At 39.8% G+C, this 20,327-nt stretch carries 28 protein-coding genes and 2 rRNA genes; 6 read left to right on the top strand and 24 right to left on the bottom strand.

Annotated elements, in window-relative coordinates:
* Positions 1-137 precede the first annotated feature (137 nt).
* The 10 genes from H8R91_RS06460 to H8R91_RS06505 all read right to left on the bottom strand — a co-directional run bounded on the left by H8R91_RS06460 (position 138) and on the right by H8R91_RS06505 (position 4,574).
* Entirely contained in the window at positions 138-806 is a 669-nt protein-coding gene (locus tag H8R91_RS06460) for a transglycosylase SLT domain-containing protein (RefSeq protein WP_186935328.1), read from the bottom strand.
* Positions 803-1,000 (bottom strand): hypothetical protein, encoded by a 198-nt coding sequence (locus H8R91_RS06465; RefSeq protein WP_186935329.1) that lies wholly within the window; start codon positions 998-1,000, stop codon positions 803-805. The genes H8R91_RS06460 and H8R91_RS06465 overlap by 4 nt, the downstream gene beginning before the upstream one ends.
* Positions 1,001-1,093: 93 nt before the next feature.
* Positions 1,094-1,693, bottom strand: a complete 600-nt coding sequence (locus H8R91_RS06470) for a hypothetical protein (RefSeq protein WP_186935330.1) — start codon at positions 1,691-1,693, stop codon at positions 1,094-1,096.
* Positions 1,690-2,049 (bottom strand): hypothetical protein, encoded by a 360-nt coding sequence (locus H8R91_RS06475; protein ID WP_186935331.1) that lies wholly within the window; start codon positions 2,047-2,049, stop codon positions 1,690-1,692. Before H8R91_RS06475 ends, H8R91_RS06470 begins: the two co-directional genes overlap by 4 nt.
* Before the next feature lie 9 nt (positions 2,050-2,058).
* Positions 2,059-2,343 (bottom strand): hypothetical protein, encoded by a 285-nt coding sequence (locus H8R91_RS06480; protein WP_186935332.1) that lies wholly within the window; start codon positions 2,341-2,343, stop codon positions 2,059-2,061.
* A 33-nt stretch (positions 2,344-2,376) separates the two neighbouring features.
* Entirely contained in the window at positions 2,377-3,063 is a 687-nt protein-coding gene (locus H8R91_RS06485) for a hypothetical protein (protein WP_186935333.1), read from the bottom strand.
* Between the two features lie 12 nt (positions 3,064-3,075).
* Positions 3,076-3,279 carry a hypothetical protein gene (locus tag H8R91_RS06490; RefSeq protein WP_186935334.1) on the bottom strand — a complete coding sequence of 68 codons (204 nt, stop codon included), beginning with the start codon at positions 3,277-3,279 and terminating at the stop codon, positions 3,076-3,078.
* Between the two features lie 3 nt (positions 3,280-3,282).
* Positions 3,283-4,080 (bottom strand): adenine nucleotide alpha hydrolase family protein, encoded by a 798-nt coding sequence (locus H8R91_RS06495; RefSeq protein WP_186935335.1) that lies wholly within the window; start codon positions 4,078-4,080, stop codon positions 3,283-3,285.
* Positions 4,077-4,292: a hypothetical protein gene (locus H8R91_RS06500; RefSeq protein WP_186935336.1), complete on the bottom strand. Its 216-nt coding sequence runs from the start codon at positions 4,290-4,292 to the stop codon at positions 4,077-4,079. The genes H8R91_RS06495 and H8R91_RS06500 overlap by 4 nt, the downstream gene beginning before the upstream one ends.
* A 30-nt stretch (positions 4,293-4,322) precedes the next feature.
* Positions 4,323-4,574: a helix-turn-helix domain-containing protein gene (locus tag H8R91_RS06505; RefSeq protein ID WP_186935337.1), complete on the bottom strand. Its 252-nt coding sequence runs from the start codon at positions 4,572-4,574 to the stop codon at positions 4,323-4,325.
* A 293-nt stretch (positions 4,575-4,867) separates the two neighbouring features.
* Between H8R91_RS06505 and rrf (H8R91_RS06510) the strand changes: the two genes are divergently transcribed.
* Positions 4,868-4,984: ribosomal RNA gene (gene rrf, locus H8R91_RS06510) — 5S ribosomal RNA — on the top strand.
* A gap of 123 nt (positions 4,985-5,107) precedes the next feature.
* Here rrf (H8R91_RS06510) and H8R91_RS06515 read toward each other — a convergent pair.
* From H8R91_RS06515 to leuC, 8 genes are all read right to left on the bottom strand, one after another.
* Complete coding sequence (locus tag H8R91_RS06515; protein ID WP_022234320.1) at positions 5,108-5,575, bottom strand: ATP synthase subunit B family protein; 468 nt, start codon at positions 5,573-5,575, stop codon at positions 5,108-5,110.
* Positions 5,576-5,643: 68 nt separating this feature from the next.
* The gene (gene coaD / locus H8R91_RS06520) at positions 5,644-6,135 is read right to left on the bottom strand and encodes a pantetheine-phosphate adenylyltransferase (RefSeq protein WP_022234319.1); all 492 of its coding nucleotides are present in this window, start codon (positions 6,133-6,135) and stop codon (positions 5,644-5,646) included.
* The gene (gene rsmD / locus H8R91_RS06525; RefSeq protein WP_022234318.1) at positions 6,135-6,680 is read right to left on the bottom strand and encodes a 16S rRNA (guanine(966)-N(2))-methyltransferase RsmD; all 546 of its coding nucleotides are present in this window, start codon (positions 6,678-6,680) and stop codon (positions 6,135-6,137) included. The genes coaD and rsmD overlap by 1 nt, the downstream gene beginning before the upstream one ends.
* 112 nt (positions 6,681-6,792) lie before the next feature.
* Entirely contained in the window at positions 6,793-8,637 is a 1,845-nt protein-coding gene (gene uvrC / locus H8R91_RS06530; protein WP_186935338.1) for an excinuclease ABC subunit UvrC, read from the bottom strand.
* 141 nt (positions 8,638-8,778) lie between these two features.
* Entirely contained in the window at positions 8,779-9,516 is a 738-nt protein-coding gene (gene ymfI / locus H8R91_RS06535) for an elongation factor P 5-aminopentanone reductase (protein WP_186935339.1), read from the bottom strand.
* A 190-nt stretch (positions 9,517-9,706) separates the two neighbouring features.
* The gene (locus tag H8R91_RS06540; protein ID WP_186935340.1) at positions 9,707-10,474 is read right to left on the bottom strand and encodes a nucleotidyltransferase domain-containing protein; all 768 of its coding nucleotides are present in this window, start codon (positions 10,472-10,474) and stop codon (positions 9,707-9,709) included.
* Between the two features lie 188 nt (positions 10,475-10,662).
* On the bottom strand, positions 10,663-11,142 hold the full coding sequence (gene leuD, locus H8R91_RS06545; RefSeq protein WP_022234314.1) for a 3-isopropylmalate dehydratase small subunit: 480 nt from the start codon (positions 11,140-11,142) through the stop codon (positions 10,663-10,665).
* Between the two features lie 24 nt (positions 11,143-11,166).
* The gene (leuC, locus tag H8R91_RS06550; protein WP_022234313.1) at positions 11,167-12,432 is read right to left on the bottom strand and encodes a 3-isopropylmalate dehydratase large subunit; all 1,266 of its coding nucleotides are present in this window, start codon (positions 12,430-12,432) and stop codon (positions 11,167-11,169) included.
* 242 nt (positions 12,433-12,674) lie between these two features.
* On the opposite strand from leuC, the gene H8R91_RS06555 reads away from it, so the two are divergent.
* Complete coding sequence (locus H8R91_RS06555) at positions 12,675-13,328, top strand: Crp/Fnr family transcriptional regulator (protein ID WP_186935341.1); 654 nt, start codon at positions 12,675-12,677, stop codon at positions 13,326-13,328.
* 59 nt (positions 13,329-13,387) lie between these two features.
* On the opposite strand, the gene H8R91_RS06560 is transcribed toward H8R91_RS06555, so the two are convergent.
* Together H8R91_RS06560 and H8R91_RS06565 are read right to left on the bottom strand one after the other, a co-directional pair.
* Positions 13,388-13,636, bottom strand: a complete 249-nt coding sequence (locus H8R91_RS06560) for a hypothetical protein (protein WP_186935342.1) — start codon at positions 13,634-13,636, stop codon at positions 13,388-13,390.
* A gap of 111 nt (positions 13,637-13,747) precedes the next feature.
* Positions 13,748-14,509, bottom strand: a complete 762-nt coding sequence (locus tag H8R91_RS06565; protein ID WP_022234311.1) for a C39 family peptidase — start codon at positions 14,507-14,509, stop codon at positions 13,748-13,750.
* 310 nt (positions 14,510-14,819) lie between these two features.
* Here H8R91_RS06565 and rrf (H8R91_RS06570) point away from each other — a divergent pair.
* A 5S ribosomal RNA gene (gene rrf / locus H8R91_RS06570) occupies positions 14,820-14,936 on the top strand.
* A gap of 109 nt (positions 14,937-15,045) precedes the next feature.
* On the opposite strand, the gene H8R91_RS06575 is transcribed toward rrf (H8R91_RS06570), so the two are convergent.
* Positions 15,046-15,468 carry a hypothetical protein gene (locus H8R91_RS06575; RefSeq protein ID WP_186935343.1) on the bottom strand — a complete coding sequence of 141 codons (423 nt, stop codon included), beginning with the start codon at positions 15,466-15,468 and terminating at the stop codon, positions 15,046-15,048.
* Positions 15,469-15,527: 59 nt separating this feature from the next.
* On the opposite strand from H8R91_RS06575, the gene H8R91_RS06580 reads away from it, so the two are divergent.
* The 3 genes from H8R91_RS06580 to H8R91_RS06590 all read left to right on the top strand — a co-directional run bounded on the left by H8R91_RS06580 (position 15,528) and on the right by H8R91_RS06590 (position 17,521).
* Entirely contained in the window at positions 15,528-16,613 is a 1,086-nt protein-coding gene (locus H8R91_RS06580; RefSeq protein WP_186935344.1) for a serine/threonine-protein kinase, read from the top strand.
* A 114-nt stretch (positions 16,614-16,727) separates the two neighbouring features.
* Positions 16,728-17,261 (top strand): DUF6591 domain-containing protein, encoded by a 534-nt coding sequence (locus H8R91_RS06585; RefSeq protein WP_186935345.1) that lies wholly within the window; start codon positions 16,728-16,730, stop codon positions 17,259-17,261.
* Between the two features lie 5 nt (positions 17,262-17,266).
* Positions 17,267-17,521 carry a hypothetical protein gene (locus H8R91_RS06590; protein ID WP_186935346.1) on the top strand — a complete coding sequence of 85 codons (255 nt, stop codon included), beginning with the start codon at positions 17,267-17,269 and terminating at the stop codon, positions 17,519-17,521.
* Between the two features lie 625 nt (positions 17,522-18,146).
* On the opposite strand, the gene H8R91_RS06595 is transcribed toward H8R91_RS06590, so the two are convergent.
* The 3 genes from H8R91_RS06595 to H8R91_RS06605 all read right to left on the bottom strand — a co-directional run bounded on the left by H8R91_RS06595 (position 18,147) and on the right by H8R91_RS06605 (position 20,301).
* Entirely contained in the window at positions 18,147-19,172 is a 1,026-nt protein-coding gene (locus H8R91_RS06595) for a hypothetical protein (protein WP_186935347.1), read from the bottom strand.
* A 1-nt stretch (position 19,173) separates the two neighbouring features.
* Positions 19,174-19,653 carry an RNA polymerase sigma factor gene (locus H8R91_RS06600; RefSeq protein ID WP_022234305.1) on the bottom strand — a complete coding sequence of 160 codons (480 nt, stop codon included), beginning with the start codon at positions 19,651-19,653 and terminating at the stop codon, positions 19,174-19,176.
* 378 nt (positions 19,654-20,031) lie between these two features.
* Positions 20,032-20,301, bottom strand: coding sequence for a type III toxin-antitoxin system ToxN/AbiQ family toxin (locus tag H8R91_RS06605; protein WP_289780783.1), 270 nt, complete (start codon positions 20,299-20,301; stop codon positions 20,032-20,034).
* Between the last annotated feature and the right edge of the window lie 26 nt (positions 20,302-20,327).

Consider the following 20,327-nt stretch of genomic DNA (forward strand, 5'->3'; position numbering starts at 1 on the left):
CGAGCCCGAAATAGAGCCTATAGCTCCCGTTTCTATTGACTTTTCGTTGCCCTTATGCTACAATTATTAAAGGTAATTGAGTAGCACAAGAGCGGCTACGGCGGCTATCACTCGGGCGGAGTGGTAGCCGCTTTTTCTTATTCGTTTACATCTGCAAGGGCTGCGTACTCGTCTGCTTTAGCGAGTACCTTGTTTGAGTAGGTCGTTTCGTATACGCCTTTTTCCCATAGGGTAGAGGCTCCATACTCGCCCATATAAACCAGGGCGGGCTCGTCGTACTTTTCAAAAAGGCGGCGGAGGATATATAGCCCCGCTTGGATATTTTGGTGCGGCTCCGTAAAATCGGTAATGCCGAGAGCGGAGGAGAGCTCCGCGTGGTTACATTCGTTTATCTGCATTAAGCCGTAATCATTCGTCCCGCTGACTACATCAGCTATAAAAGAGGACTCTGTATACATAAGCCCCATAGCAAAATAAAAGTCGATATAGTACGCCTCGCAGAGATAATATGTAAACTCCTGCAATTCTACGGGTAAATCGCAATCAATAGGGGTAAAGCTCTCGCCGAGCTCATAATTAAAAGTAACGCCGCCGTTTTCGGTTATGTATCTGCCGTCCTTGGTACCGTATAGCTCCGCCGCCTGGGTGCTGCCTGTTGCCGCTGCAGTGTCTTTTCTGCTGAAAGCGTGAGCGACTACCACAACGCCGCTCCCGATAATTGCACCGATAAGGAATATACATATAATAAATAGTAGTAAGTTACGCTCCACTTTTTTGCGGGCGTTTTTCTTTTGGGTGGCTGTCATAAAGTAACCTCCTTTACTTTCGCGGGGTTGACAATAGAAACGCTGTTGTTATTCTTGTCTAATAGTTCTGCCGAAATATCGAGCTTGCCGCCTTTGTTGCGGTAGATAATGCCCGACACATATTTATATACAATGCCGTTATGCTCAACGGGGCAACAGCTAAAGAGAGCCGCTTTTAACTCTTCGTTTGTCATAAGGCCGCCTCCTTATTTCTTTTTGTTGCCGAAAATGCTAATAATAGCCAGGGCTAAGCAAATAATAGCCGTAATAATAACGCTGTCGTTCATTTAGTCCACCTCCTCGTCAAGTTCAATTTGCTTGTAACCGTCCGCAGAGCGGCTCTTTTCTTGTTTATTAAAGAGCGTTACTTTTGAGAGGTTTAATATTTCCTCAAGAGTCTGTATAAAGTTCTCATTTACCAGGTCATAAGGAGAAAAAACGCCGAGGAGTACAAAGCCGCTTTTAACCACAATATACAGTCTGCCGAGTTTGTCGGTACGCTCGTACAGTTCGTAACCCGCTTGCGAGTCTGCAAACGGTTTTAAGTATCTTGTATTTATAAAAGCTATGCCTTGCGAGGTTTTAAGAGGCTCGAGCGTTCTACCTTGTGCGTAAAATGCAATAGTTCCTCTGTCGAGCATTTCCTCGGACTCGTCGCCGTCCTCGAAATTTATAAAAGACGGTAACTCCCGCTCCTTAAAATAGAATTTGTCCCGCTTGTCCTCTGCAATATCAAACATAGTAAATATGTTGTCTTGCGTGAGTTTCGGTAAATTGTAAACGGGGTAAAAAGCTGCTCCGTTTCCGAGCCATTGGCAGGCGGGCGTTTCGGAAACAATAATAGTTTTTTCGGCTTTTAATATCGCCTCAATTTGTTTTAATTTCATTTCGTGCCCTCCTCTCTTATATATAGGTAAAAGTCTACCGTTTCGCGTAGCTGCTCCTCGGTCTTTTTCTTTGATTGCTGTACGTGATATACGGCGTGTCCCTCTGCGTCATATATGCTAATATGATTATTGAGCCCGCTTTGTACTACTATGTAACCTCTGTGTTCAACCTCGGTAGAGAGGTCCTCACAAGCGCACTCCTCGTAAAATTCGCAGCGGAGGCAGCAACTTTTACAATCTGCTTTCTTTGTGAGCCAAAGTTTAAGGCGGAGTCGGAGGCTCGCTGTAGCCTCCGCTGCCTTATATTTAATAATGTAATAAATCTGTTCTGCCGCCGATACTTTCCTATATCCCATAACAAACTCCTAACAAAACCAATCGTTAGCAAGCTCGAGGGCGTACTCTTTAGCCTCTTTTTTTGCTTTAGGTGTTTTGCCCTCTACTGACTCAATTACCGCCTGGGCTAAATGCGTTATACGCCCGCGCAGGCAAGCAATTTCTTTCGAGGCTCGGTTTTCGTATTCGTCTTTACTCTTTCGGAATTGCATAAACTCCTCAAAGAGTCCCTCGGTCATTTCAACCGTTATTTTCATATTGCCAGGGGCAGGAATAGTCATAGAGCAGTCTTTTTCGATTTTGATACTTTCCATAAAGTCGCCTCCTCACGCGCTTAACAGCGCAGATTATTCAAAGATTTTAGGATTGAAAATACAAGCGGGGGCGACTCCGTAAGCGGCGTACGCACAGCTGTTGATTAACGCCCCCGAGGTAGTCACAGAGCGCTCGGTGTACGCGTACCCAGGGACGCAGCTCCAAGGCGTAATAGTCCATACCCTGGTATCATATTTAGGTACAAACTTATGGTACTTGCGGTAGAGGTTGTCCGAAAGCAAAGCGATATAGTCCTCGGAGGTGCCGTAATCGGTCATACCGTTGTCACTTGTGAGGTCGGAAACAAACGGGAGGAGGTCGCCTTTGTTGAATTTCTTGAGGTATTCGCCGTTGAGGTACTCTCGCAGGGTAGAGCCGCGCCAATCGTTGCAATTATTCTCGTCAAAAGGCATTTCCTTTTTAAGGCGTTCCGCCACGACAGCGAGTACGCCGCCTTGCTCCTCTCCGAGCACTACAAACTCGATACCGTTGTAACCAAAACGGGTACCCGCCTGCGGTACCTTTCCGCTGATAGCGGGAGCGGTAGCCTGCTCGTTTTCGTCGTCCTCGTATTCGTCCTCATATTCGGACGGAGTAAAAACGCCTGCAAAAGCGAGGCTCACAACCGCCTCGGCTCTTTTCTTGTTTTCGTCGGGGTTGGTGTTGGTAGCTATATCGTCGCAAAGCGACTCGATAGCCGTTAAAATACTGCTATTCATAATGCAGCCTCCTTAATAATTTTCGTAATTGTTTATAAGCTCTTGCAGCTCGGCGCGGTTAAGCTCCTCCACAAGCTGTGCGATTGTCTTACGCTCCTTTTGGTACCCGCTCAATAACAGCTCGTCCTCCTCGGGAGTCCAGGCTCCCGTCTTAACCACTTCGCGCTCGGGCGTAAATTCGTGTCTGCATTGCGGGCACTTTACGGGTTTGCACATCTGCTACATCTCCTCATATATAAAGTCAAATAGAGATAACTGTACGGGTGGCGGGTTAGCTATATAAGCGTCTACCTTGTCGGATATTTCCTTAAATGTTTTTCCGTACTTAAAGCCCTCCGATACCTTGTTAGGTACGCTATCAAAAGTAACGAGCTCCGCCCATAATTCGGGGTGGTTAGTCTTTAAGTATGCAAATTCTTTTACTTTTTGATTAGGGCAAAACCAACAACCGCCACGCTTTGAAAATTTGTATGTAGGGGATATAAGGCTATAAGGCCTTAATATGTCGTAGGTCTGCTCCTCGATAATTCCTTTTTGCTCGAGGAGTGATATTTGCCCTTTGCGGTGTACTCTTTCGAGTCGCTTGGGCTCGTCGGCGGCTATTCCTATATATTCTTGATAGTTTCTGCCGAGGGACTTTAGGTACCGCTTTATTGGGTTAATTTTTTCTCTGTTCATAGCGCACATACCGCCTATTAACCAACCCGAGAGCTTGCTTTTTCTGTCCTCGTGCTCTGTTCTTTCGATAGTGTGGTAAAACCAATGCATATAATCTTTGTCGGACTCGATTACCTTTACTTTGTAGCCCCAAGACTCAAAGAGCGGTATTGCATAGCTAAATATCCACTCTATAACCTCGGGATATTCGGCATATATCCGCCGTTTTTTGTCAAACCATAAAAGCGAAATAACGATAAGGTCAATAGGTATTCCGAGCTCGTGAGCTAATACTATAGTTGCCGTCGAGTCTTTCCCACCGCTCCAACATATAATATTTAGCTTTCTTTCGGAGCTCATAGTGCTTTGAGCACATCATTTATAATAGCTTTCTCGCTGTCGGCAGTAATACAAACTCTGTGCTTATACCCGTTCTTATATTTGATATTGCAATACTCCTCGGCGATACCGTCGTCGTATTCGTAAGAGAGGGACTCCACGCCCTCGTCGAGCCGTTGTATAAACGGCTGTAAACTAAACTCGATAAAATCGCTTTTATCCATACTAAACATAATAAAATCACTCCGTTTTATTTTTCTTTTTTACTGCGCCGTTACGGGCTTTCGGTGCCCTCGGCGTTTGATATTGTCTTGTACGGTCTTTTGTGCAAGCTCGGCACTATAGCCGCCGCGCCCGTTACCGTCGAGCTCACCCGTCCCGCCTCGCGTTAATTCTCTGTAAATAGTGGCAAGGTGTACTCCGAGCTCGGAGGCAATGTCTGCGAGGCTTACGCCTGCTGTATAAAGAGCCTCAATACTCTTTCTGTCCTCATAGGTGAGGTATCGGCAAGTCATACGCGCTATACTCCTTTCTTTCTCTGTAGGTGAGAGCAAGAAAGCGGAGGGCGAGCCCTCCGCTTTCTTATTCCCTTATGCTAAAATCTTATAACGCGCTCGAGTCGCACCTCTGCGTTGCTCTATCCTCGCTATAAGCAAAAGCCATAAAAAATAAGTGCGTTAGGTCTTAAAAACCTTTCGCACTTATTTTAAAACTTTTTAAATTTATAAAAATTTTAAAAAAGGTATTGACAAATACAATTTAATGCTGTATAATATCTACTGTTCTCTTGTGAGAACACAATTAAACAGTTGGTGTTGATGACGCTGAGGGTCCACCTGTTCCCATACCGAACACAGAAGTTAAGCTCAGTGGTGCCGAAAATACTTGGCTGGTGACGGCCCGGAAAGATAGGGAAATGCCAACATAATGAAATCCATCTGATTCAGATGGATTTTTTCTTTTGCGATTTTTAATTTTAAAAACAAAAACAGCCCTGTCATAGTTTAAATTATGACAGGGCTTTACTTAACTGTAATTCAATTTTGAATTATGCTTTCTTCTGCGTTCTCTGCTGTTCTGAAAACTTTTCTCTTGTTTTCTTTACAATATCAAGCTGTGAAGAAAGTGTTTCTTCTGTTGTCTTTAAAATGCTGTCAGAGTAAACATTTGTAGCTGTGCGGATTTCCTTTGATTTTGCCTTTGCATCGTCAACAATTTCCTTAGCCTTAACCTTTGCCTCACGAACAAGCTCGTTCTGATTGAGGATTGTCTTTTTGCGCTCTTCGGCATTGCGAATAATGTTTTCTGCCTCTTTCTTAGCCTCTGTAAGAATTGCCTTTCTGTCGGCAACTACATTCTTAGCCTGGCTGATTTCAGACGGCATTGCGTCCTGAATCTGCTCAATAATGTTGTACATCTCATCGCTGTCAACCATTACCTTGCCGCCTGAAAAAGGTACAGACTTAGCCGAGCCGAGTATATCCTGAAGCTCTAAAATTAAATCATCAATTTTCATAATTTATTATCTCCTTTATTTAAGGTTTACTTTTCTTTGTTTACTTTTCTTTGTTTACTTTTCTTTGTTTACTTTTCTTTTTTATAAAGTCTTTCAACAATTCTGTCATGAATCATCTCGGGAACAAAATTGCTTATATCACCGCCGAGAGAAGCTACCGTACGCACCATACTTGAACTTAAATACATTGACTCCGACTCCGCTGTCAGAAATATTGTTTCAAGCTGCGGATTAAGCCTTTTATTGGTGAGTGCCTGCTGAAATTCATATTCAAAGTCAGACACAGCTCTTAATCCTTTTACTATTGCGTCAACCTTGCGCTCTTTGCAATATTGAGCAAGCAAGCCGCTGTAGCTTACTATTTCAACATTCTCGATACCTGCGGTTGATTCCTTTAAAAACTGTATTCTCTCCTCCGCAGAAAAGCTCGGAGTCTTTTTTTCGTTGGTAAACACACCGACTATAACCTTGTCAAACATATTTGCGGCACGCTTGATAATGTCGATATGTCCCAGCGTAACCGGATCAAAACTGCCCGGACAAATAACTGTTTTTTCCATTACAAAAAATCCTTATGTCTGAATGTGCTTATTTTTATTTTACCATAGCGATATTCTCTGTCAAGTACAAAATCGCCGTAATTTGCAGAAATTTGTTCGTCAAAGGGATTTTCTGCAATAATTATGCCTGTTTCACGCATATTTTCTGCCACAATAGGAAGTGCGTCCTGCAAAATTCCTTTTTTGTACGGCGGGTCTAAAAACGCTATGTCAAACTCGGTTGAGTTCATAGAAAGAAAGCTGCGGTAATCCATTGCAAACAGCTTTGCCTCTTTGTCAAATTTAACCGCAGAAACATTTTTTCGCACTACATCAAGCGATTTTTTTGATGCGTCAACAAAATACGCCGAGCTTGCGCCTCTGCTTATTGCCTCAATACCCATCTGTCCCGAGCCTGCAAAAAGGTCGAGAAATGTATGTCCCATAATTTCAAACTGTATAATTGAAAATACGGCCTCTTTTATTCTTTCGGTGGTAGGTCTTACATCTTCTCCCTCAAGGGTTTCAAGTCGCCTGCCTTTTGCCGTTCCTGTTATTACCCTCATAATATCTTCCTTTTTTTCGTATAAAGCATAAAAGCACTTATTACGAATGTATTTTCTTCAATATTACATAATTATAACATATTATTACAAAAATTACAACATTTTTATTAATTCAATTTTCTGTCGTTTTTTCATTTGAATGAAAGTATCTGTACACTGCTATTGCCGCATTTTTTGTCATTTGCGGACATCCCTCAAGTTCTTCAAGGTCTGCCTTTGAAATATTGTCAATCGTCCTGAAATACTTGAGCATTGCCCTTGCTCTCTTCTCCCCTATGCCGTCAATATCGGTAAGCGAGCTTTTAAAAGTATTTTTACTTCGCCTGCTGTGGTGATAGCCGATTGCAAAGCGGTGCACTTCGTCCTGCATTTTGCTAAGGAAAGTAAACAGTGCCCTGCGTGAGCTGACAGAAATTTCTCCGCCGTCACCCGTAACCGCCCTTGTACGGTGTTTGTCATCTTTAACCAAGCCGAAAAGCGGCACATCAATATTCATTTCCCGCAAAACTTTTTTTACTACCGCAACCTGACCTTTACCGCCGTCAAGCAAAATCAGGTCGGGCAGTTTTCCGAAGCCCTCGTCTGCCTTTTCGGCTTTATAGTATTCGTCAAATCGTCTGCCGATAACCTCCGCCATAGATGCGTAGTCGTCCTGTCCCTCAAAACCCTTTATCTTAAATTTTTTATAGGCGCACTTGTACGGCTTGCCGTTTTTATAAACAATCATACCCGCAACATTTTCCGTACCGGCAAGGTTTGAAATATCGTAGCTTTCAATGTATTGCGGTATTTTTTCAAGTCCGAGCAATTCCTTAAGCTCTTCAAGTACACTGTATTCCTTGACTGTTGCACCCTTGCGCTGTGCAAGTTCTTCGGCGGCGTTTGAACGGCACATTGCCATAAGCTGTGCCTGCTCACCCCTTTGCGGAACTGTAACATACACCTTACTGCCACGCTTTTCGCTCAGCCAATCCTGCATTGCGGTCAAACCGTCAAAATCTTTGTCAATGGCAATATTTTTCGGTATATCGTCACGAATAGTATAGTAGCGCAAGATAAATTCCTCGGTTTCACTGTCACTGTCGCCCGAATCAAAAACAAAACTTTCTCTGTCAAAAAGCCTGCCGCCCTCAAAGCGAAATACCTGATAGCAGGTCTTTTTTCCGTCCGAAAAACTGCCGATAACATCTTCGTCGAGAACCTTGTTTGCAACAACCTTTTGCTTGTCCCCCATTTTTTTAATTGAGCTGATTTTATCACGGATTCTTGCGGCTCTTTCGAATTCAAGATTTTCTGCCGCCTCCTCCATTTTCTTAGTGAGGTCTTTAACCGAATTTGACGAACCTCCCTTTAAAAACGCAAGCGCCTGTTCTACGCTTTCGTTATAATCGGCAAATTTCACCTTTCCCGTGCACGGAGCGGAACAAAGTTTGATATGATAGTTAAGACACGGTCTGCCCTTGCCAAAATCCTGCGGGAACTTGCGATTGCAGGTTGGGAGCATAAAAATTTTGTTAGCCTCCTCAACTGCGCTCTTTACATAGTAACTGCTTTTGTACGGTCCGATGTATTCGGCATTATCGTCATTTTTCTGGAGAACATAAGAAATTTTGCGCCATTTGTCGCCGCTGACCTTGATGTAACTGTAGCCCTTATCGTCTTTAAGGAGAATATTATATTTGGGGGTGTGCTGTTTAATCAGACTGCACTCAAGAATGAGCGCCTCAAACTCGCTGTCTGTGATAATGTATTCAAAGTGGTCAACATTGTCAACCATACGGCGCACTTTTTCTGCGTGGTTGTTTTGAGAACCAAAGTATTGGCTGACACGGTTTCTCAAAGCCTTTGCCTTTCCAATGTAAATAATTTCACCGTCAGCGGAATGCATAATATATACCCCGGGCAAAAGAGGCAGTGCCATAGCTCTTTTGCGGAGTATTGCCATTTTGGGATTCATTGATATTCTCCTTTGAACGAAGTTTTCAACATTTTATATAATAGTGTTAAAAGATTGATTAAAAATTTCGTAATAAACAAACCTTAATCATAAAACAGAGTATAAAAAACCGATTTTTATATTTTCTTTGTTAATCTGAATTTATATCACAAATCCGCCGTTTACACCGAGGACTTGTCCTGTAATAAACTTTGCCTTATCCGAGCACAAAAACAATGCGGTCTGCGCTATATCATCAGGTTCGCCGAGCATATTGAGCGGAGTTTCATCTTTTAATTCATTCACAGTCTGCTCGTCAAACGATTTCATCATATCGGTCATCACAACTCCGGGTGCAATACAATTGACACGAATACCCGAAAGTCCGACTTCCTTTGCAAGCGCCTTTGTAAGTCCGATTACGCCTGCCTTTGCGGCGCTGTAATGCACCTCGCAGGACGCACCTACCTGCCCCCACATTGAACTGACATTTAGTATAACCCCGCTGTGATTTTTTATCATAAAGCGTTTCAGTACCTCTCTTGAACAATAAAAAACACCGTCAAGGTTAGTGCCTGTCATTCTTCTCCAATCCTCATCCGTTATATCCGTAAAAAGTTTTTGCTGTGCTATTCCTGCGTTATTCACAAGCACATCAACATTGCCGAACCGATTTTCAACTTCGTCAAAAAGGAAAGTAACTTCTTGCGAAGATGAAACATCCGCTTTAACAGGTAATGCAGTCGAGTTAGTTTCGTTCTCTATCTTTTTTGCAAGCGCAAGCGCCTTGTCTTGTGAATTGTTATACTGTAAAACAACATTGTATCCGTCCTTTGCAAAAGCAAGTGCCGTTGCCGAGCCGATACCGCCCGACGCTCCTGTGATTACCGCTGTTTTCAAATCTTCATCTCCGTTTCATCTCCGTTTTATTTATATGATAATTATAGCATCTATAAATTACATTTACAAGATTAGGTTATTTGGCAACGGTTTGAAATAAATAAAAACAGCTTTGAATCGGCATAAGCGAAAACAAAGCTGTTTGTTTAAATGTTGCGGCAACTATAACTAAATAAAAATAAATTTAAATCTAAATTATCTCTTTAAGGTTTTTCACCATATCGGCAATAACTTCCATAATTTTTTCAGTCGGTTTTTCCTTAAGCAATTTGTCAAGATTTTCTTCAAAATCCTTTGGTAAAATTTCACAGCGCTCCTTGCAAATTTGAACAAGTCTTTTTTCTCCCGGGTGGGTAAGTCTGTTCAATGCAAAAATAACATCAAAATAGCTTGCAACAAAAGCGGCTGTTCTGTGATTTACACTTACAAAATCGTTTCTGTCAATCGCTTTTTTTATCTGCTTGTCAAATGACGGCAAAATACCCGAAAGCATCTTCATATTTAAATCTATAATATTTTGACGGAGTTCTTCGGGATACGGAACGGTAAACTTCTTTTTAATCTCCGCATATTTACCGCTTGGGTCATACACGATCTGCGATGTAATAATGTTATGCCAAAAACAAGTTGTATAACCATGGTTTGCGTGATGTTCAAAAACAGTATAGCTGATAAATTTATCGAATTTATCCATAGGACGGTATATAATGTCCATAGGAACACCGACTTTGAGTATAATATTGTCTTCAAACTCCCAATAATGATTGCCGATTTCCATTTGTGAACAGTAAGGCGCAAGGATATTTTCTCTTACACCGTTGTCGATGTTATCTGTAACATACACATAAACATCATAATCTGATTTTTCGTCAAAAATACCGTTTGCACGGGAACCGCCGAGAGCAATAGCCTCTACCTGCGGCAATGCGGAAAGTTTTTCAAAAATTTCGTTTACCATAATTCACCAATCTTGTTAATGTATAGCTTTTTTAATTTCCGATAAAAAGGTTCTTTGTCAAAAGTTTTGGAAATTATGGTTTAGCGCATAGCTTTAGCTAAATAATTTATTAATACTACTCCAACATTTAGGACAGAACCTTTAATTTTGCAAAAAAGCGGCAAAGTTTTGCCTTCGTTGCCCATAAATTACATAATAGACTTAATAAGTCCGCCTTTTTTAATAATGTTCTGAATAAACTCCGGGAAAGGCTCTGCCTGATAAGTCTTGCCTGTTGTTTCGTCTGTGATAACACCTGTATCAAAGTTTACGGAAACAACATCGCCCTCTTTGATTTCCTTTGCTGCCTCGTCACACTCAAGAATCGGAAGACCGATATTAATTGAGTTGCGGTAGAAAATTCTTGCAAAAGTCGAAGCAATTACGCAGGAAATACCGCTTGCTTTAATTGCAATCGGTGCGTGTTCTCTTGAAGAACCGCAGCCGAAGTTCTTTTCGGCAACCATAATGTCGCCCTCGTGAACCTTATTTACAAATTCTGCGTCAATATCCTCCATACAGTGAGCGGCAAGCTCTTTGTGAGATGCTGTGTTGAGGTAACGAGCAGGAATAATTACATCTGTATCTACATTGTCGCCAAACTTGTGGACTGTACCCTTAGCGTTCATAATCAGTACCTACCTTTCAAAAAATCAAAGCTTTGCAGGGTCTGTAATGTAACCCTTAACAGCACTTGCGGCAGCTACAGCCGGGCTTGCGAGGTAAACCTCACTGTCAACATGACCCATTCTGCCTACAAAGTTACGGTTTGTTGTTGAAATAGCTTTTTCGCCTGCGGCAAGAATACCCATATGTCCGCCAAGACAAGGACCGCAAGTCGGAGTAGAAACTACTGCGCCTGCCTCAATAAATATATCAAAAAGTCCCTCGTGCATAGCCTGTAACCAGATTGCCTGTGTACCCGGGAAGATAATGCATCTTACATTCTTTGCTATCTTTCTGCCCTTGAATACCTCTGCGGCAGCTCTAAGGTCGGTAATTCTGCCGTTTGTGCAGGAACCGATAACGCACTGGTCAATCTTAACCTCTGTTTCGCCGATTTCATCAACTGTTCTTGTGTTTTCCGGAAGATGCGGGAAAGCAACGGTAGGACGAATTTCACTAAGGTCAATTGTGTATTCCTCATCGTACACAGCGTCCTCATCTGCTGTATATTCAACAGGTGTACCCTGATATCTGCCGTTGCAGTATTCACGGGTTACATCGTCAACAGGGAAAATACCGTTTTTAGCGCCTGCCTCAATAGCCATATTTGCAATGCAAAGTCTGTCATCAATGTTGAGGTACTGAACGCCCTCGCCTGTAAATTCCATTGATTTGTAAAGCGCACCGTCAACACCTATCATACCGATAATGTGGAGGATAACATCTTTACCGCTTACAAATCCCTGTGGCTTGCCGACAAGATTAAATTTAATAGCGGCAGGGACTTTGAACCATGCCTTACCGCTAATCATACCTGCGGCCATATCTGTTGAGCCGACACCTGTCGAAAATGCACCGAGTGCACCGTATGTACAGGTGTGCGAGTCTGCGCCAATGCACAAGCAGCCCGGACCAACGAGTCCCTGCTCAGGCAAAAGTGCGTGTTCAATGCCCATCTGTCCTACATCTCTGTAGTTTTTGATGTCGTATTTATCTGCAAAAGTTCTTACCTGCTTAACCTGTGTAGCCGCTTTAATATCCTTATTAGGAGTAAAGTGGTCCATAATCATAGCAATTTTAGTGTTATCAAATACTGCTGTTGCACCGTTCTGTTCAAAAACATTGATTGCAACAGGTGATGTTACATCGTTACCGAGTACCATATCGAGTTTAGCCTCAATAAGCTGACCTGCCTTAACCTCTGAAAGACCTGCGTGAGCCGCAAGAATTTTCTGTGACATAGTCATACCCATAAATATCACTCCTTATATTTTTTCTAATATCATTATTACATACCGCTTGCAAAAAGATTGTAAAGTATGCTACAATTAAAATAAAATAAGAACTTTGTCGCTAAAATATGGTTTATCGCTCAATTTTAGCCAAATAATTTTAAAATTTAGGTCAAGCCGTTAAAAAGGTTGACCAAACTTTTATAATTGCTCGGCAAAAGTTTTATAAACCGCATTTACCAATCGACAACCGAGGTGAAACTATGGAAAAAAATCTTAACACTCCTCCCACGCAACTTTACAACATACACTACGATATGAAAACTCTGTTTGACAGTTTGCCGTACACCAAATCTTTTGCAAAAGGCGAAATAATCTATCACCAAGGCGACATTGCAGACAGCTTTTACTATATAAAGAAAGGCAAAGCAACCGTATTTATGATTTCTCCCGACGGAATGGAAAAAACTCTGAACACTGCCTCAAAAGGCGAACTTATAGGCGAAGGTGCATTTTTTGACCACAAACCGAGGGTAAGCTCCGCAAAAGCCGTAACCGCAAGCGAGCTGACCATTATTGATAAAAAAATTCTCCTCGACCTTATTCAAAAAAATCCTCCGATTGCATTTGAACTGCTTGAAATTCTCGCCACAAGAATAAGACTGCTTACCACCCAGCTTGACTCAATGACATTTATGCAGGCAGACGCACGAATAGCAAAACTTTTGCTTGACGATATGGTTGACGGCAAAGTATCGCTCACACACGAGGAAATTGCATTGACGGTAGGCGTGTCACGAATCACCGTTACAAAAGCATTGAGCAGATTATCCGCACAAGGCATACTTGCCACACATTACAGAGGAATAAAAATACTCGACAAAGCAGGTCTTGAAAAAATTTGCGGGGAAAAATAATAATGTAAATATTGTTTAGCAAATTACTATTTTAAAAATCAAATTTGAAACTTGCCAAACTATTTGCCTTTGTCAAGAAAAGTGTGTAAGTTTTTTAAAAATAGCGGAATGTAATTTTTGCAAAGCACACTGTGCAAATATACATTGTTGTTTTCAATGTCTGCAACGATAAAGCAATCCGATTTTTCACTGTAATATACATTTTCAAGTTCGGCGGTGTAAAGCATTTGCAAACTGAATTTATTGGTTTGCTCAAGTTCGGAGTTTACCGCACTGCTTTTTACATATGATAAATATTTATTTCTCATAGCTTTGTCGGCAGAATTCAGCTTTTTAAAATCGTCGGTAAAACAGCCGCCGTTCCTTTACAAATATTTATTATAACACAGTACTTAATACTTCGTAGTATTAAAATAATCTCATCCGTTTTTCAGTACAACGCATTTATTATTTCTTGATGTAAAGACAGATTCAAAATTTTCTTTCGGATATTCAACAAGTCCGTTAATAGGGTCTGCTATGGTTACCGTGTCGGCACTGTAGCCAATCAAATCAGCTGCATGGTCGTCCATACACCAATCGTATTGTTTGCCGTCTGTTCCTGTCCAGGATTCAATGTCACTGCGTTCAACCATACCTATAGTAACCCATACCACAATCGGGTAGCCTTTATCGACAAGTTCGTACAGTTCCTGCGGGGTAGAACCTGTAATGTCTATGGCTTTCAGTTTGCTGCCCGTGTATTTAAAATAGTTATTTGCCGCCGTTACAATAGGAGTTGTGCCGCAGACATAGCCGTAAACGCTTGTAGGGTCGCCGATAAAGTATTGTTCGGGACTTGAGCCGTAAAGGTTTCCGTCCTCGCCGTACTCAATGTCGTAAGGAGTGCAGGGGAGGTATTCGGTAGCCATAGTGTATTTGTCAACATTGCAGCCGCTGTAGTTCATAGCCATTGTAAGGGCGGTTACTTCGCAGCCCGTAGGAAGTTCAGGCTCCTGATATATTATATCGAAATTTTGAATAACGCAACTGTCCCTTGACGCTCTTGATACTGTTGCAGTGCTGTTTTCCCGGAAATCATCGGCAATGTCATTTTTTTTGCCACAGCCTGAAATCAAAGTTATAGCGCTCATTGCGGAAAGCAAAAAAGCGGTGATTTTTATTGCAATATTTCTCTTCATCGCAATTCTCCGTTTCAAGTAAACATATGTACAAATTATACCACAAGCTTTGACAATAAACAATCTTTTCGGAGTAATATTGTTGTAAATAAGTTGTCACTTCTCAAATTTAAGATAGATTAGACAAAATTTGTTTTTATAATAAAAGCTTTCTGACAGTAAAAATAACTTAAACTGAATTATTTAATTGTCAATAATCGTCTTTAATTGATATGTTTTGTGTTTGTGAAAAAATTGTAAAAAAGTGTTGACAAAGTGAACGCACAGTGATATAATCAATACTGTTCTCAAGAGAGAATACAATTAAACAGTTGGTGTTGATGACGCTGAGGGTCCACCTGTTCCCATACCGAACACAGAAGTTAAGCTCAGTGGTGCCGAAAATACTTGGCTGGTGACGGCCCGGAAAGATAGGGAGATGCCAACATCAAAGTGTCCATCCAATAGGGTGGGCATTTTTTATTGTTTTTATTGTTAAATTTAAGTGATTAAGCAAAAATCCGGCTTCTTTCATATGAAGTCGGATTTTTCGTTTATCATTCAAGTACATCAAAGCCTCTGTCATACAGCATTAAATTAATATCAATTACACTTAGTTTGTGAAGCAGTCCAAACATTATTACCGCATCTCTGCCGTCTTTGGCATACAGAGGTGACGCTTTTATACGGTTCAGCAGTTTTTCTGTCTGGGTCAGATCCGCACCTATTCCAATGCAGAGCATTATCAGCTTATCTCTTGACGGTGTCTTTATTCCTTGGAATATCTGATAGCCGTAGTGCTTTTCTATCATAGAATTATTTATAGCTTCTGATTTGCTTATCTTTTTGCTTTGTATAATACTTTCAAGCATTTGAGGTAATGTCGCAAAATTCAGCTGATCCGAGTTTTCTTTAAAATAATCGTCAAGATTACTTTTTGATTTTAAGCTATTGAGAAGTTCATCAGTTGATTTTTTCAATTTATATCTTCCTTTTTATACAAATTTATGCTAATATTTACAAGAGGGGAGGTGCAAAAATGAACGAGTTTGAATATAAATTTTCACTTTGGCAATTTGATGTTGTTACAGATTTTAACAGAACGACACAGCTTGTGCGCAATCGCAGCACGGGTCGGCTTATGGTGAAAAAGATTATGCCCGCTTACGAATTTGAGGTACATAACGCTGTCAGTAAAATTAATAATTGCCATATTGCAAAAGTTTTTGATGTTATAACTGACCGCAATGCCTGCATTATTCTTGAAGAATATGTACAAGGTCATACCATTGAGCAGTATTTGTCAAAAGGTACTTTTGCGGAAGATTATGCCATAAATATTGCCCGTCAGATTTGCAACGGACTCAGTGTTTTGCACAAATATTCAATTACCCATCGTGACATTACTCCGTCCAATATTATCATAGGTTTTGACGGTGTTGTTAAGATAATTGATTTTGGAATTTCAAGACTGCATAAAGAAAACGCCAAACACGATACGCAGGTTCTCGGTACAGAGGGTTATGCCGCACCCGAACAATTCGGCTTTAAGCAGAGCGACTGCAAAACAGATATTTATGCTCTGGGAGTTTTGCTTAATTATATGCTAACAGGTCATATTCCGTCAGAAGTTATGTACCGTGACGGTGATGTTGCGGATATTATTAAAAAATGTACAGAATACAATGTTGAAAAGCGTTTTGAACGGATAGAAGATTTAGACGCCGCTTTGAAAAGGAAGAGAGTTTACGGCTTTAACTTTGCCGACAATTTTATGGAAAATTTCCCCGGACTCCGTTCGGAAAAGAAAGGTGTGCGTGTTTTTGCATGCGTAATGTACGGCTGGATGTTTTTATGGATTATAGGTATGTACAGCAAGTATTGCGTAATAAATATACTGAACTTTTTTCCCGTCACGCTTATGGTAATACTGCTTTTCTTTATTCCCATTTCATTTTTCTCTGACCTTTTCGGCTTTCAGAGTTGTATTCCCAAAATAAGGGATATGCCTAAAACTTTAAGGAAGCTTATTTTTTACTCATTAGCCGTTGTGAGTATGTTTGTCGGTATGTCGATTTTCCGTGCCGTTACAACGGTATCTTATTTATGGTATTATTTTCCATAGTACAACAATATTATAACATAAATTTTTTTCTTAGTGTATGCTGTCAGCATACACTTTTTTATTTGACTTTTTATATAATAATGTCAACGAATTTAATAAAAGGAGGAATTTATTATGAAAAATACCGTTAAAAAAGTTTTATGTACATTTATTGCAGTGGTTGCGGCGGTCACTTCTACATTGGTTTTTACAGGTTGTGGCTCAAAAAAAGCCACAAGCGACGTAAGTATTCCTGACTATACTTTTTCTGAAAGTTCTAAGGAAGAGGAAAGTTCGCAGGCAGAAGAAAGCTCAAAGAATGATGAATCTTCTGAGGAGGAAAGTTCAAAGGCAGAAGAAAGTCAAAAAGATGAAGAAAGTTCTAAAGAAGAGAATAACGATTCCGACACCGTTAATCCTGATTTTAAGGAAGTAATGGACGATTACGAGGACTTTATGAATGATTATGTTGACTTTATGAAGAAGTACTCAAGCAGTGACAATCCTGCAGGACTTATGAAAGATTACACGGAGTTTGTGTCGAAGTATGCTGATTGGGGCAAGAAGATAGACGATATTGACGAGGATTCTCTTTCAAAAGCAGATTACGATTATTATATTGATGTGACAGCAAGAGTTACTAAAAAACTTGCAGAAGTTGCCGAATAATAAAAATGACTTTTAATGAAATCTGGGAAGAAATCGTAAGATGCACAGGCAATGTAATTACCACAAAAGAGAATACAAAATTTACATATGTTGTAAATGAAAACAGTATTTTTATTCCGAAAGCGAATTGGAAAATTACAAAATCAGAGCTTGAAGGTGCGGTAAAAATGTTGCAAAATCCGTCATTTGCAAAGAATGCGGCAATCGGTTCATCGTATGTGTATGCTGTAATATTTAATGCTTTGGCAGAAATTCAATAATAACAGACTTTTTCATATGGATAAAAGCGCTCGGGTACTGTACCTTGAGCGCTTTTATAATGCAATTAAAAGTTGGCTTTGTCAAGAAAAGTGTGTAAGTTTTTTAAAAATCATAAAAACTTTACAAATAATCCTATGAGAACAACTATGTATCTAAAAAACAACTACAATCATCCCATCAGTCTTCCTTATATTCTATTACTCGTGTACATATATAATGATAAATTATAATGATAAATGTATCACGAACTAAAGTCAAGTAATAATTTTCAAAAACGGATAATATCTTTTCCTAGTGAATTCCCAAAGTAAATTCCACAGTAGGAAAGGAGTGGAATTTACTTTGGGAATTCACGCTTATAAACGCAATTATAAACGAATATAAAAACAGCTGTGACGGATTTTATCTTTTTGGCGACCTCGGTGCCGTTGATTTTTATAAAAAGCTCGGATTCAAAACCATAAATCAATACACTTGCAAAATTAAAGATGAAATAATTTCAAATGTTCTTCCCCACTCTTTCACACGCATAAACAACAAAAACTCTCGGACAGATTTGACCCGAGAGTTTTATGTTATAACAATGGAGTATGTTGATTATTAATTTTTATTATAATTTTGCAATCATCTTAGAGTTGCCGTGATAGTAGCACATGAACCGAGTAAATTATACAAGCTGTTTCTCTCACCGTTATATCCGTTTTCTTTGAGATGTTCGTCTGCCGTTTCTTCGGTAATCGGTTCAACATTAAAATCAACGGTCTGGGTTTCCTCTGTGCCGTCATTGTACTTAACGGTTACATCAACCGATACTCCTTCAAAAAGCTGTGAATAAAGCTCGTTATACATATCAATGATATCCGATTCATCATATTCGGGATTAAAATCTTTATCGAAATTCTCACCGTTTTTTTCGATGTATTCAGCTTTCACACTATCGCTCACGGCTTCACCGCAGTAAAGACTATACGCATTATATTTACTTAAAATTTTAGCCGCTTTTTCACTGTCATTTGCCATAAGATAAACATTCATACTAACAGGAGCAACTCCGTCAGAATCCACTTTAACGCTTTCATCCTGCTTATCATAATCAACGGTAAAACCCGAGTAAAAATAATCGGCACCCGAATTCATATATATTTTCATAGTTTCATCGGCATTTTTGTTTTCAAAATCCGATAATACTTTACCGCAATATACTTTTTCATTGTCATCTGTATTAAAAGTAAAATATGAATTGCCTTTTGCATTATATGTAATTGTACTTATGTTATCACCCTTGCAAGAAAGCAACAAATTAAAAGTTTCCTCATAGCTCTCGTAGCCGTAAGAATATCTATCAGCCCTATCTATAGCGGCAACCTGTACCGGTTTATCTTTAGTTAATTCAGCAGCTGCGGCCGTAATAACAAATCCGTTTTGATTTTGAGCAGGTTGAGAAAAAAGGGCAAACACACCACCCGAAACAAGCATTGCCGCAACAAGAGAAGCTGCAATAACTTTATTTACTTTTTTATTTTTACTTTTCTTAATGTCAATAATGTTGTCATTGCTTTGCTTGCTATAAATATTTTCTATCGCAGAATTAACTGCATTCTCACTGATTTTAATATCATTGATTGTTTTCGTATATAAATTTTTACGCATACTAAAGTCCTCCTTCGGATAGAATTTTGCCGAGTCTTTTTCTTGCCCTCTGCAACTGCGAACTGATTGTATTTTGACTTTTGTCCATTATACGGGCTATTTCTGCAATTGAATAATCCTCATAATAATACAGATAAATAACATTTCTGTACTGCTTTGGAAGCTGCCAAATTTCTTCCATTACAGCCTTTGTTTGCGGTTGCTCAAGTTCTGTATATTTGTCGATTGACTCAATCTTATTATGCCAAAACGACTTATGAAAATTATTGCATTTGTTTATGGTAACCCGTATAAGCCAATATTTTAAATGTTTTTCATCGTCAAGAGGCGGGTTCTTTGTAAGTAATGTAACGCAAACCTCTTGAAAAATATCCTCGGCGTCAGCTTTTGATTTTAAATTTTGATATGCAATGCGAAATATCATATCCGCATATTTTACAATTACTTGTTCGATTTTGTTTTTCGGTACCGAATGAATCACTCATTTGTAACCTCCTTCCACTGTTAATACAACTGCAAACACACATTTTCGTGCATAATTTTAAAATTTTTTAATTTTATAATACCAAATTAATGTCTGTTTGTAAAAACAGTGAATATATAAAACTGCGTAAACAAAAAGACCTTATCCATAAACGAATAATGTCTTTCCTTGGAGCTGATAACGGGTGATTGTAATTATTCAAACTCTTTGCCTCACCTGCTGCGGCTTGTTCACAGTCATATTTTCTTCAACTCTACGCCATAAAAACAGTCCAGCGGACTGTTCAGCTTGTCGAAAAAGCCCAGCTTTTACTGGACTTTTTCTACAGGCTGAAGCTGCTACATTTCTGTAACAGCTTAACAATGAATTTATTATTTAATTGTTTAAGTATTTTTGTAACACCTTTTCAAGTTTATCAAACCTGCAGCATCTTTTTACGAGATTAATGTTTTTATCAGGATAATTTACTACAATGTCATAAAGCTTATTAGCTCTCTTTAAAATCAACTCACTATTACTTTGACAAAAAGCAAGCTGATCCTTTAAAAGCTCCTTATAAGCTATATCCCTCGGTGTATCATCAGGGCGTACTTTCATATCTATTGGAGTAAGTAAAGACTCATCTACCGGTAACATATTATTTATGTTTAATGCTCCGAATTAAAATATTT

This window comes from Ruminococcus intestinalis (genome assembly GCF_014288065.1).
In the GTDB taxonomy this organism is placed as follows: Bacteria; Bacillota; Clostridia; order Oscillospirales; family Acutalibacteraceae; genus Ruminococcoides; species Ruminococcoides intestinale_A.